Genomic DNA, 11,618 nt, shown 5'->3' with positions numbered 1-11,618 from the left:
TGTTAAATTTTTCCACCTTCAATCACTACATCATCAGCCTTAACATCATCTCCAAAATGAGCTTTTAAAGTTTCATCATAAGCCTTGTGAAAAAACTGCTCTTGGCCTAGTTTAATGATCAAATTATCGATAAATTCTTTAAGTTCTTTATCGCCTTTTTTAACTGCTGGTGCGATAACATCTTTATTGCCTAACTCTTTGATAGCCATTTTAAAATCAGGATGATCTTTCACCCAAGCAAAAAGCAAGGTATTATCATGACTTAAAGCATCGCCTCTTTTATCCATCAAAGCGGCAAAAGTTTCGGTATTTTGATCGTATTTTAAAGTTTTAATATCAGGATAATTTTGCGTAAAATACGCATCTGCTGTTGTGCCTTTGTTTAAAAGCAAGGTTTTATCTTTTAAATCTTCTACGCTAGTTATATTACTATCCTTTGGTACAGCTACGCCTAAAGCTACCTTCATATAAGGCAAGCAAAAATCAACCTGCTCGGCTCTTTGCGGAGTTTGAGTAAAATTAGCCAAAATAATATCTACTTTATTTGATTTTAAAAACTCAACCCTATTTGCAGCTTCAACAAGAACAAATTGCACCTTATTTTCATCGCCAAAAAGTTCTTTTGCTATGCGTTTAGCTAAAGCTATATCATAGCCTTGATTGTTTCCTTTTTCATCCACATAACCAAAAGGTGGTTTATCGCCAAATACCCCAATCCTAATAACTCCATTTTGCTTGATCTTATCAAGAGAATTTAAAGTTTTAGAGTCAGAATTTCCTCCACAAGCAGCCAATACTACTACAACAAAGGCCGTTAAAACACTTAGAAGTATTTTTTTCATACATTTCCTTTCTTTAAAATAAGCTTAAAGCTATTGCAAAATATATAATAATTGCAAAGTTAATTATACTTAAAATTATAAATAATGCATTTGAAACAAACTAAAAAGATTTTCCTATGTGTAAAAATGTAATTAATCTCACACTCTCTTTTAGCATTGTTTAAATTTTAAGTAAAAAAAGATATAATCTTTTTTTTAAAATTTTTAAGGAGAAAACTATGAAAAAAGGTATTTTTCTCTCTATTGGAATAGCTGTTTTGTTTTCAGCTTGCGGAAATTCCATAGATGAAAAAACAGTTAAAAAATATGAAAATCAACTAAATCAAACAGTTAAACAAGAAATTGTAAACCTTTCTCAGGATTCTGGAATAAAGATTGAATTTTCTGATTTTAAATGCAATGCAGATGGTGATTTTATAGCGTGTTTAAGTTCAAATTTCAAAACTCTTGCAAAAGATAACAACGATGAGTATCAAGAACTATTTCAAGCAAAAAATATCAAAATTCGCTCAAATGAAATTTACAAAGGCGAAGCAAATGCATCAATTAGCATTAAAGAATATTACAACGATCTTTTTAAAAACCAAAAAAGCATACAATCAAATTTGGTTTTTGAAAATTTTAAACTTGGAGAAAAAGTTGTTAGCGACATCAATGCAAGCTTATTTCAACAAGAACCAAAAATCAGCTCTTTTATCAATAAATTAAGCTCGGATTCTTATACTTTATCATTTGATAACTCTATCAACAAACAAGAAAACAATTATCTAGATAATCTTGATATAAAATTTTATAACGCAAAATTAAATTTCAATACAAATCTAAATATAAATCTAAAAGAAGATTTACTTAATTACCTTGATTCTAAGGGTATAAAATTTAACACTCAAACTTTAGCTATGGATGAACAAGCTATCAATGAACTTCTTAATATAGCAAACTACGAACAAGCTTCAGATTTTAGCAATACAATCCAAAAATACATCATCTTAAATAATTTTAAAATTGATTCAACTCTTAAAACCGAAGGCGTATTTAGTAGCTATATAGCAACTGCTAAGGAAAATTTACAAACCTTAAAAGCTCAAAGTCAAAATGAAGAACAAGCATTAATCTTTGATAAAGCTTTAGCTATTTTAAACAATATCACTCAAAACGATGATTATAAACTCAATCTTGATTTAAAATTTAAAAACATCCCTGTTAGTGACTATAGCACACAAGGAATCGACAGCATAGAAAAACTAAGCATCAACAATCAAGACGCCACAGAAGCGTTAAAAATTATACTTCCATTTATCATGTTTTCTATGTTAATGGGCGGAGCGTCGTTTTAAATTTTAAAATGATAAAAACTTCAAAAACATTAAAAGCAAGATTAAATTCTTTGCTCTTAATGTTTTCATAATATTAACAAAAAAGGCTAAAATGAAAATTTTATTCTCCCCTAGTGAAAGCAAAAATGCAAATTGCGTAAAAAATCCCATCAATGAAAACTCATTTATATTTAAAGAATTATTTCCTTATAGAATGGAAGCTTTAAAGCATTATGAAGAATTTATCAAAAACGCAAGTTTACAGAATTTACAAGAACTTTTTGGCATTAAAAACGAAAATGAAATTGATAAATTTAAACACGACTTAAAACAAGCTCCCACCCAAGAAGCTATAATGCTTTACACTGGGGTAAGTTATGAATATCTTAATTTTAAAGCCTTAGATAAAAAAAGCCAAGCTTATATTTTAGAAAATACTCTTATATTTTCTAATCTTTTTGGCGTTGTAAGAGCTAATGATACCCTACCCTTTTATAAATTCAAGCAAGGGGCTAAAATAGGAAATTTTACCATAGAGAAATTTTATAAAGAACATTTTAGTAAAGCCTTAGATGAGTACTTAGAAAATGAAGAAATACTTGATCTTAGAGCGGGATTTTATGATAAATTCTACACCCCAAAAAAGAAATTTTATACTTATAAATTTGTAAAAAATGGTAAAGTCATCAGTCATTTTGCTAAAGCTTATAGGGGAATTTTACTCTCCATAAGTGCAAAAAACCAAGTAAAAAACAATAAAGAGCTTTTAGCAAACCTTCCTTCAAACCTAAAACTCAAAGAAATTCAAATCAAAGGTTTAAAGGAAGAAATTGTGCTTGAAATTCTAGATTAGTTTTTATTTTAAGTATTTTAAAGCTAGCTTCGCATAATAACTTGCAGCCCTAGCTAAAAGCTTATCATTAAAAACATAACTAGAATTATGTAAATAAATGTCGTTTTCATTTTCTAAAAAAGCATAGGCACATTTTTTCATTTCGCAAAAAAATCCAAAATCCTCACTTGCCATTAAAGGACGATGATTAAATTCACAATTTTTTTCGCCAAATAATTCTTTTGCAACCTCACTAGCAAAATCCACAGCTTCATCATTGTTCATAGTCACTGGTGCAACAACATTTTTATTGATTTTAATCTCTATATCATTAGCCTGTGCAATACCTTTACAAATTTTATAAATTTTTTCTTCAGTTAGCTTTCTAGTTTCATTATCTAATGCTCTAACACTCATTTTAATCGTTGCAATATCTGGAATGATATTAAAAGCATGCCCTGCATTAAAAGCTCCTATGCTTATAACTGCTGAATTTTGGGGATCAACATTGCGAGATACTATGCTTTGTAAAGCCACCACAAGTAAAGAAGCAGCATAAATAGGATCTTTTGCCTTTTCTGGAGCACTTCCATGACCACCTCTTCCAATAACTTCAATACTATAACTATCCGAAGAAGCCATCATCGCACCTTTTTTAAGATAAAATTTCTTATCGCTACCAAAAGGCATATTGTGCCATCCAAAAACATAATCACTATCAAATTTTTCAAACAATCCATCTTCTATCATTGCCTTAGCACCACCCAAACCCTCTTCAGCAGGTTGAAAATAAAGATTTAGAGTGCCATTAAAATTCTGACTTGCTAAATATTTTGCAGCAAGCAATAAAGAAGTAGTATGTCCATCATGACCGCAAGCATGCATTACATTTTCTTTTTTGCTTTTATAAGGCAAATTTGTGCATTCTTGTAAAGGCAAAGCATCCATATCTGCACGAAGTCCTATTTTTTTATCGCTATTTCCCTTTTTTAAAACCCCAACAACGCCTGTTTTTCCTATTTCTTCATAAACCTCATAACCAAATTCTTTTAATTTTTGTGCCACTAATTTTGCAGTACATAATTCATCAAAACCAAGCTCAGGATTTTCATGAATTTGATGACGAATTTTTTCAAATTCGCCTTGTAAGTCTAGTATTTCTGGAATTAAATTCATTCTATTTTTCTCCTTGTATAAAATTTTCTCTTCTAGGTAAAACAAATTGTGCTAAGATCGCTGAAATAAAAATCAAAGCAAAAATATAAACAAAACCCAAAGTAAAACTATGGGTTTTATCAACACTCCAAGATACTACCCATAGGTTAAATGATAGTATAACAAAGGTAATACTCCAAAAAGCACTCATAATATAAGCAGTTTGATTTGGATTGGAATTTTTTAATTCTGAAGGTAGATTAAAGAAAAATGGAAACCACATAGAATAAAAAATGCCTGATAACACAGCAAAAATCTGTATCAATACTAAATTTTGTAAAAACAACATACAAAATCCGCATATAAAAATACACGCTCCTCCAGACAATAACATTATTTTAAAAGAAATATTTTTTCTTTTAAAAAATAATCCAAGATAAGGACCAAAAATAATAGCAAAATTAGCCAAGGCTGGAATTTCTTTTTTAGCAAAATCAGCTAATTCTTTACTAAAACCCGCATATTGCGCATAAAAAGTTGGTAAAAAAGTAAAAAGAGAATTTAAAAATAAAATAGGCCCTATGTAAAAAATAATCATACCCCAAGTAACACGAGATTTTAGAGCATAAATAAGATCTTTTGCATTATTCTTTTTTTCTTCTTTTTTATTCTCATCTTTACCTACAAAAAGCCACAAAATCAATAAAATCAAATTAATCCAAGCATAAAATGATAAAGAATCTCTCCAATTTCCAAAATAATTTGAGATACTTTCAGCTAAAACAAGTCCTAGGGTAATGCCTACCAAATTTGAAGTCATATTAAAACTAATTACAAAATGTAAAGCTTTTTTTTCAAACCATTGTTGTGCAATAGGCACTAAGCAAACTAAAGCACAAGCTGAACCAAGCCCTGTTAAAAATCTTATAATCAAAATACCGCTATAACTATCTACAAAACTTAAAAAGATACCCGAACTCATTAAAATACAGCCTAAAAAATATCCCTTTTTTAATCCGAATTTATAAACCAAAAAAGCAGTAAATGAAGCACCAAAAATTTTCGCAACTACTATCATGCTAGTGATTAAAGTAGCTTGCTGAGTATTTAGGGCAAGATCATTTGAAATCAAGGGCATTAAAGACCCTGTTGCTGCCCAAGAGATACTAAAAACAGCATAAACACTAAAAATGATAAATTCAACTCCAATACGTCTAAAATGAAATAAAAGTGATTTTTCCATATTAAAATCCTTTTTGGATATTTATTAAAATATAACATAAAAAAATGAGATATTTATTATCTTTGATTATTTTTTAATTTAATTATTTTTTTATATATTTTTTTGTTACTTTTTGAAAATTTATATATAAGTTTAAAGATAAAAAAACTAAAATACAAAATAAAAACCCATAAAAGTTTTTTGAAGTATTTAAATGATATATTTCAAAATCTAGTTTTAAAAAGGAAAAATATGGAATTTTTAGCATTTATTTTTTTGATTATTATATTTTTATTTGTAGTCTTTATCATCGTTACTCGCTATGAAAAAAAGATAAAATTACTCAACCAAAATATACAAAATATGAAAGAAGATATAGCCGATCTTAAAGAAACAACTCAAAAAAATCGCTCTTTAATTGAAAAAAATCGCTCTAATATAGAAAATATAATAAAATAAAACTAAGAAAGATTTGCGATAAGTTTATAGTGCTTTTTCTGATTTATCATTAAAGTAAAAATTTTTTCACTTGAATTTTCGCTTTTATTTTTATAAATCATGCTTTTTAAAAACGGAAAAAGCATCGTACTAGAAGTTTTACCTTGTAAAATAATATGCATAGAACCTTTTAAAATTCCATACTTATAGCTCATACCGCTTGGAAATATATCAAGATTAAAACTTAAACTATCTTCATTACTATCATAATTTAAAATTTCAATTTTAACAAAACTAATTTCTTGATCTTCTTGAGATAAATTTTTAAAAATTTCAAGTTTTTCATGTTTTTTGATAGCAACAACTTCTTGCTTGCTTTCTTTAAAATCAGAAAGAAAATTTTCATTTTTAAAAATTCTTGAAAAAAATTTTAAATTTTTAAATTGCATACTTATTTGTTTTGTGTTTTCATGTATTATTTTTTCGGATTTTAAGATGTCATGTTCTATATTATCTTCTTGGTTTTGATTATCTTTGTTTGATTTCATGTCAAAATCTTCAACGATAATCATATCTTCACTATTACAAATATTAAAATGTTTTACAATTTCTTCAAAAGTAAAACTGTCATCACTAAATTCCAAAAGCTCTATATTTGAAGTGATAAAATCAACACCATCTCGTTCTTCGATCTTATCTTTAATCACAAAAGCATCAACACAAAAGCACGATCTTTGAATTTCATATTCGGAACTTTTGCCTTTAAATACTATCTTCATCATCACAAAGCTTTTGCTATAAGTTCTAAAGGACTGGCAAAAACAACCTTGCTTGAATTTTGTTCTAATGCATTTGAAATTTGCATTCTACAAGCTGAACACTCGGCGCTTACCACACTAGCCTTACTTTCATCGATCATTTGTGCTTTTTTAAGCCCTACACTTAAGGCTTTATCATAATAATCCGTTTGCATACTCACCCCGCCAAAACCGCAACAAGTATTAGAATTACTCATTTCTACAAAATGATAATTTGTTTTTAAAAGTTCTCTTGGCTCTTTAAAAACCCCTTGCATTTTTCTTGCATGGCAAGGATCGTGATAAGTAATGCTATAATTAAATTTATTTTTTGTTTTTAAAATTTCTTCCAAAGAAGTAAATTTATAAAAATACTCGCTAGCCATATATATCTTAGATGACACACATTTTGCGCGTTTTGCCCAGTCTAAATCATTTTGCATTATAAAAAAATGTTCATAATCTATCTTTAACATAGCCGAACAAGTGGCCTCAGGAACTATAATAGCATCTAATTTTTCTAATTTTTTTTCAAAATACTCAATATTTTTTTTAGCCAAAACTTCAACACTTTTAAAATCACCCGTAAAAAATTGCGGCGCTCCACAACACACTTGTTCTTTCATCAAATCCACATTGATTTTTAATTCCCTAGTGATTTTAAGCACTGCATTAGCCGTATCTATGTAAAAATAATTCGCCAAACAACCTACAAAAAAACCTATTGTTTTTTCTCCATCATTATTGATAAATTTTGGATTAGAATTTAAGAAACTTTTTTTATTAAAACTTGTAAGTAATCTTCCCTTTTTAACAAAAGGCATGGAAAATCTTGCCTTCATACCTGTATTTTCATTCTCATTTTGAATTTTAAACGCACAACTTTGAAACACATAGCCAAGCTTAGCTACCAAATCTAAAATTGTGCGTCTTCTTAAAAAGAAAAAAATAAGTTTTTTATACCAAGCTATACCAAATTTTTTAGCTATGTCATAACGAACTTCTTCTATGGCATTATCTACTCTTAATTTACTTGGACATACTTCAACACAATTGGTACATAAAAAACAAGATTCAAAAACTTTCTTAGCTTCTTTATCAAGCTCTAGAATTCCCTCTTTATAAGCAGATAAAAGATCTAAAAATCCTCTTGGACTGGTAATTTCATCGCGATTTTCTTCATGTATAGTACAAACAGGTATACATTTGCCACATTTAACACAAGCATCACTTATTTGACTAAATTTCATCTTACACCGTTTTTGAGAATACTTTTTTATCTTCACTAATGTTTTTCATATAAGCATCAAAACACATAGCAATATTTCTTATAAGCAAAACACCTGTTTCATTGACTTTGATAAAATTTTCATCAAAATTAATAAAATCTTTGTATTCTTCTAAAGCTTTTAAATCCTCTTTAAAATACTCCTGAAAATCAATGCAAAATTCTTTTTCTATTGACTTGATATCAAGCTTAAAATTTGCCATTAACTCCATAATCACTGCTTTTCTAAGCTCATCATCATCGCTTAAAGCTACGCCTCTTTCAAAAGGCAAAACTCCTCTATCTAATGCAGCCTCATAACTTGACATATCTTTAAAATTTTGCGCATAATGTCTTTGTCCTTCGCCTATACTTGTAAGCCCAACACCGACTAAATCAGCACCACCTTTAGTAGTATAACCTTGGAAATTTCTATGTAAAGTTCCATTTTCTAAAGCTTTAAAAAGCTCATCATTTTCTTTTGCAAAATGATCCATACCTATCATTTTATAGCCGTTTTTACTCAAAAAATTCTCACAAAATTCTAAAATTTCAAGTTTAACATCAGGACTTGGCAAGGTATTTTCATCAAATTTTCTCATATTTTTCTTAAGCCAAGGCACATGAGCGTAATTAAAAATCGCCAAACGATCAGGATTTAAAAGCATAACTTTTTCTAAAGTTTGTGTAAAGCTTTGTAAATTTTGATAAGGCAAACCATAAATTAAATCCATATTTACAGACTTTATGCCTTTACTTCTTACAAGATTTAAAGCATTTTGTGTTAATTCAAAAGGCTGGATGCGATGAATTTCTTTTTGAACTTTTTCATCAAAATCCTGCACTCCAAAGCTGATACGATTAAAGCCATTTTGTGTTAAAACTGTGGCTTGTTCGTCATTTAAAAAACGCGGATCGATCTCACAGCTAATCTCTGCATCTTTAGAAAAATTTCTAAAAATAGATCTGATTTTTAAAATCAAATTTTGAAGTTGTTTAGCACTAAAAAAAGTTGGAGTTCCGCCCCCAAAGTGGATTTGCACCACTTCTCTTTTAGTATCTAAAATAGTACTTAAAATATCAAGCTCTTTAAAAATATAAGTTAAATACCTTTCTTTACTCTCTTCTTTGGCTGTATAAATAACATTGCAACCACAAAAATAACAGGCACTCCTACAAAATGGTAAATGAAAATAAAGCGATAAAGATCTATCTTGCTTTTTTAAAATTTCTATATATTCTTCGTATTTGAAATTTGCATTAAACTCTACTGCTGTAGGATAAGAAGTGTAGCGTGGTCCTGCTTTAGAGTATTTTACAAAAGCTTTATAATCTCTCATTTTGGTTTACCCTTTCTATCATCGCTTGCATATCTACAAATAAATTTGGATGCTCTTGTTTGATTTTAGAAATTAATTTTTCAAGATCAATACTAACTTCCATGGTGCCATTTTGCGCCTTTTGCTTGATCTCATCCATAGCAACCGTCCAAACATCGTTAAAATCTACAGGAATTTGTTGATAAATCGCCTTTTCTAAACGCAATTCAAAATTCTCTTTTTGACTTTGTTTTAAACTTTCAAGTATATTCTTAAGACTTTGTAAAGAAAGCAAAGTGTGAATTTCATCGTTTTCATCAATCACAAACCAAGGCTCAGGAGAATCAAAACTTCCATTTTCAAGAACTAAACATTTTTCGTTTTCATTCTCGCTTTGCTTCATTTTAAAAATCGTTCTATCTTTTTTCTTTATTCCTAGATTTTGACTAAATTCATCAATGCGTTTTAAGCAAATGCTATACTTTTCTAGCTCTTTCATTCTCTTCCTCTCTGATTATCCAAAAAGCAAAGCAAGGCTTTTACCACATAAAGGCGATTTCTTGCTTCTTCAAAAATCACATCTGCATGTTTTTCAAAAATTTCTTCACTCACTTCATAACCCCTATAAGCAGGCAAACAATGAAGCAATATCGCGTCTTTATTGGCAACGCTCATAGCCTTCTCATCGATTATAAATCCTTCAAATTCTTTAATCTTGCGTTCTTTTTCATTCTCTTCACCCATAGAAACCCAAGTATCGGTAATTACTACATCTTTATCCTTTAAGGCTTCAAATTTATCATGACTTAAGGAAATTTTAGCTCCTGAAATCAAAGCCTGCTTCATAGCAAATTCCCAAATTTCAGGGCTAATTTTATAGTTTTTTGGTATAGCTATACTAAATTCAAAGCCCAAAATCGCAGCCGCAATAAGCCAAGAATTGCACATATTGTTACTATCTCCGATAAAAGCAACTTTTGCTATACCATTTTGCATCTTATTCCATTCTTTGATAGTAAGCAAATCTCCTAAAACCTGAGTAGGGTGATAAAGCTCGCTTAAAGCATTGATCACAGGAGCTTTAGAATATCTTGCAAATTCGAGTAAAGTTTCATGCTTATTGACTCTCATCATTACAAAATCAACCATCGCTCCTATCACCCTAGCTGTATCCTTTACAGGCTCGCCACGACTAAGTTGTAAATCATTGCTGCTTAAAAACAAAGCCTTTCCACCAAGCTCTGTTATAGCTAATTCAAAAGCCATTCTTGTTCTTGTAGAATTTTTCTCAAAAATCATTGCTAAAGTTTTATCTTGTAAAAGTTTTTTAGGCTCTTTTTTAAGCTCGCTAGCATGATTTACAAGGCTTAAAATTTCCTCCTTAGAAAAATCTCTTAAAGTTAAAAAATGTTTCATTTTTCTCCTTTTAACATTTTAGCTAATTCTTTGGCATGATAAGTGATGATAAGCTTTGCCCCTGCTCTTTTAAAAGCTATCATAGTTTCATATAAGATTTTTTCATAATCAATCACTCCCGCATTTTTAGCTGCCTTTAGCATAGCATATTCTCCGCTTACATTATAAACACACAAAGGCAAGTTAGAATGAAGAGATATTTCCTTAACCACATCAAGATAAGCAAGAGCAGGTTTTACCATCAAAATATCAGCTCCTTGCGTTTCATCTTCCAAACTTTCTTCTAAAGCTTCTTTACCATTAGCAAAATCCATTTGATAGTTTTTTCTATCTCCATAACTTGGAGCTGACTCTGCTACATCTCGAAATGGCCCATAATAACTTGATGCAAATTTAGTAGAATACGCCATTATAGGCAAATTTTCAAAACCTTCTTTATCTAAAGCTTCACGCAAAGTAGTGATAATACCATCCATCATCCCACTAGGTGCTATCATATCTACCCCTGCTCTTGCGTGAACTAAGGCTTGTTTGGCTGAAATTTCTAAAGTGGCATCATTATCTACGCTTTTTGTTTTTGGATCGATAAACCCACAATGCCCGTGATCTGTGTATTCGCAAAAACAAAGATCGCTAATTACAAAAAGATCTGGAAAATTTTTTTTAATCTCTCTTATGCTTCTTGCAACAAGCCCTTCATCATCTAAAGCATCGCTTCCACAACTGTCTTTTTTCTCATTTTCCAAAACGCCAAAAAGTATAATGGCTTTAATGCCTAAATTAACTACATTTTGACACTCTTTTAAAATTTCATCTAAACTCATTTGAAACACATCGGGCATAGAAGAAATTTCTTTTTTTATCCCCGTTCCATTAACCACAAAAAGCGGATAAATCAAATCATTTACACTTAAAGAATTTTCCCTTACCATAGATCTTAAGTTTTCATTAAACCTTAATCTTCTAAATCTTTTAAACATTTTTTTGTCCTTTTTTTGCTAAAATCTTAACATA

Annotated in this window: 12 protein-coding genes; 3 read left to right on the top strand and 9 right to left on the bottom strand. The window is 29.6% G+C overall.

What is annotated here, in order from left to right; all coding sequences use genetic code 11:
* Window positions 1–2: 2 nt before the first annotated feature.
* Entirely contained in the window at window positions 3–842 is an 840-nt protein-coding gene (locus ELQ11_RS02105; protein ID WP_002861720.1) for a cysteine ABC transporter substrate-binding protein, read from the bottom strand.
* 218 nt (window positions 843–1,060) lie between these two features.
* On the opposite strand from ELQ11_RS02105, the gene jlpA reads away from it, so the two are divergent.
* The gene (gene jlpA, locus ELQ11_RS02100) at window positions 1,061–2,179 is read left to right on the top strand and encodes a lipoprotein adhesin JlpA (RefSeq protein ID WP_126263960.1); all 1,119 of its coding nucleotides are present in this window, start codon (window positions 1,061–1,063) and stop codon (window positions 2,177–2,179) included.
* Window positions 2,180–2,270: 91 nt separating this feature from the next.
* The gene (locus ELQ11_RS02095; protein ID WP_052857692.1) at window positions 2,271–3,011 is read left to right on the top strand and encodes a YaaA family protein; all 741 of its coding nucleotides are present in this window, start codon (window positions 2,271–2,273) and stop codon (window positions 3,009–3,011) included.
* A 3-nt stretch (window positions 3,012–3,014) separates the two neighbouring features.
* Here ELQ11_RS02095 and ELQ11_RS02090 read toward each other — a convergent pair whose 3' ends face one another.
* On the bottom strand, window positions 3,015–4,166 hold the full coding sequence (locus ELQ11_RS02090) for a M20 aminoacylase family protein (protein ID WP_052949369.1): 1,152 nt from the start codon (window positions 4,164–4,166) through the stop codon (window positions 3,015–3,017).
* A gap of 1 nt (window position 4,167) precedes the next feature.
* Window positions 4,168–5,388: an MFS transporter gene (locus ELQ11_RS02085; RefSeq protein WP_002861726.1), complete on the bottom strand. Its 1,221-nt coding sequence runs from the start codon at window positions 5,386–5,388 to the stop codon at window positions 4,168–4,170.
* A gap of 231 nt (window positions 5,389–5,619) precedes the next feature.
* Here ELQ11_RS02085 and ELQ11_RS02075 point away from each other — a divergent pair, with 231 nt between their 5' ends.
* Complete coding sequence (locus tag ELQ11_RS02075) at window positions 5,620–5,826, top strand: membrane protein (RefSeq protein ID WP_002853356.1); 207 nt, start codon at window positions 5,620–5,622, stop codon at window positions 5,824–5,826.
* A gap of 2 nt (window positions 5,827–5,828) precedes the next feature.
* Here the strand turns inward: ELQ11_RS02075 and ELQ11_RS02070 are convergent, their stop codons facing one another.
* The 6 genes from ELQ11_RS02070 to hemB are packed head-to-tail and all read right to left on the bottom strand — an operon-like array spanning window position 5,829 to window position 11,584.
* Complete coding sequence (locus ELQ11_RS02070; RefSeq protein ID WP_072223883.1) at window positions 5,829–6,590, bottom strand: DUF5416 family protein; 762 nt, start codon at window positions 6,588–6,590, stop codon at window positions 5,829–5,831.
* Window positions 6,587–7,852, bottom strand: a complete 1,266-nt coding sequence (locus tag ELQ11_RS02065) for a (Fe-S)-binding protein (protein ID WP_053872888.1) — start codon at window positions 7,850–7,852, stop codon at window positions 6,587–6,589. Before ELQ11_RS02065 ends, ELQ11_RS02070 begins: the two co-directional genes overlap by 4 nt.
* 1 nt (window position 7,853) lies before the next feature.
* The gene (gene hemN / locus ELQ11_RS02060) at window positions 7,854–9,209 is read right to left on the bottom strand and encodes an oxygen-independent coproporphyrinogen III oxidase (protein WP_126231551.1); all 1,356 of its coding nucleotides are present in this window, start codon (window positions 9,207–9,209) and stop codon (window positions 7,854–7,856) included.
* Window positions 9,196–9,687, bottom strand: a complete 492-nt coding sequence (locus tag ELQ11_RS02055; RefSeq protein WP_038401374.1) for a DUF2603 domain-containing protein — start codon at window positions 9,685–9,687, stop codon at window positions 9,196–9,198. Before ELQ11_RS02055 ends, hemN begins: the two co-directional genes overlap by 14 nt.
* Complete coding sequence (argF, locus tag ELQ11_RS02050) at window positions 9,684–10,604, bottom strand: ornithine carbamoyltransferase (protein WP_126262334.1); 921 nt, start codon at window positions 10,602–10,604, stop codon at window positions 9,684–9,686. Before argF ends, ELQ11_RS02055 begins: the two co-directional genes overlap by 4 nt.
* On the bottom strand, window positions 10,601–11,584 hold the full coding sequence (gene hemB / locus ELQ11_RS02045) for a porphobilinogen synthase (protein WP_126231553.1): 984 nt from the start codon (window positions 11,582–11,584) through the stop codon (window positions 10,601–10,603). The genes argF and hemB overlap by 4 nt, the downstream gene beginning before the upstream one ends.
* Between the last annotated feature and the right edge of the window lie 34 nt (window positions 11,585–11,618).

Origin of the sequence: Campylobacter sp. US50a, assembly GCF_004379015.1 — a bacterium.
Taxonomy (GTDB): Bacteria; Campylobacterota; Campylobacteria; order Campylobacterales; family Campylobacteraceae; genus Campylobacter_D; species Campylobacter_D jejuni.
Note: the sequence above shows the minus strand (reverse complement) of the source record. Positions and strands in the feature narration are given on the sequence as shown.

Bases quoted from the DNA above. Each gene is read 5' to 3' on its own strand.
- ELQ11_RS02105 (WP_002861720.1), bottom strand. From the start codon at position 842: ATGAAAAAAATACTTCTAAGTGTTTTAACGGCCTTTGTTGTAGTAGTA.
- jlpA (WP_126263960.1), top strand. From the start codon at position 1,061: ATGAAAAAAGGTATTTTTCTCTCTATTGGAATAGCTGTTTTGTTTTCA.
- ELQ11_RS02095 (WP_052857692.1), top strand. From the start codon at position 2,271: ATGAAAATTTTATTCTCCCCTAGTGAAAGCAAAAATGCAAATTGCGTA.
- ELQ11_RS02090 (WP_052949369.1), bottom strand. From the start codon at position 4,166: ATGAATTTAATTCCAGAAATACTAGACTTACAAGGCGAATTTGAAAAA.
- ELQ11_RS02085 (WP_002861726.1), bottom strand. From the start codon at position 5,388: ATGGAAAAATCACTTTTATTTCATTTTAGACGTATTGGAGTTGAATTT.
- ELQ11_RS02075 (WP_002853356.1), top strand. From the start codon at position 5,620: ATGGAATTTTTAGCATTTATTTTTTTGATTATTATATTTTTATTTGTA.
- ELQ11_RS02065 (WP_053872888.1), bottom strand. From the start codon at position 7,852: ATGAAATTTAGTCAAATAAGTGATGCTTGTGTTAAATGTGGCAAATGT.
- hemN (WP_126231551.1), bottom strand. From the start codon at position 9,209: ATGAGAGATTATAAAGCTTTTGTAAAATACTCTAAAGCAGGACCACGC.
- ELQ11_RS02055 (WP_038401374.1), bottom strand. From the start codon at position 9,687: ATGAAAGAGCTAGAAAAGTATAGCATTTGCTTAAAACGCATTGATGAA.
- argF (WP_126262334.1), bottom strand. From the start codon at position 10,604: ATGAAACATTTTTTAACTTTAAGAGATTTTTCTAAGGAGGAAATTTTA.
- hemB (WP_126231553.1), bottom strand. From the start codon at position 11,584: ATGTTTAAAAGATTTAGAAGATTAAGGTTTAATGAAAACTTAAGATCT.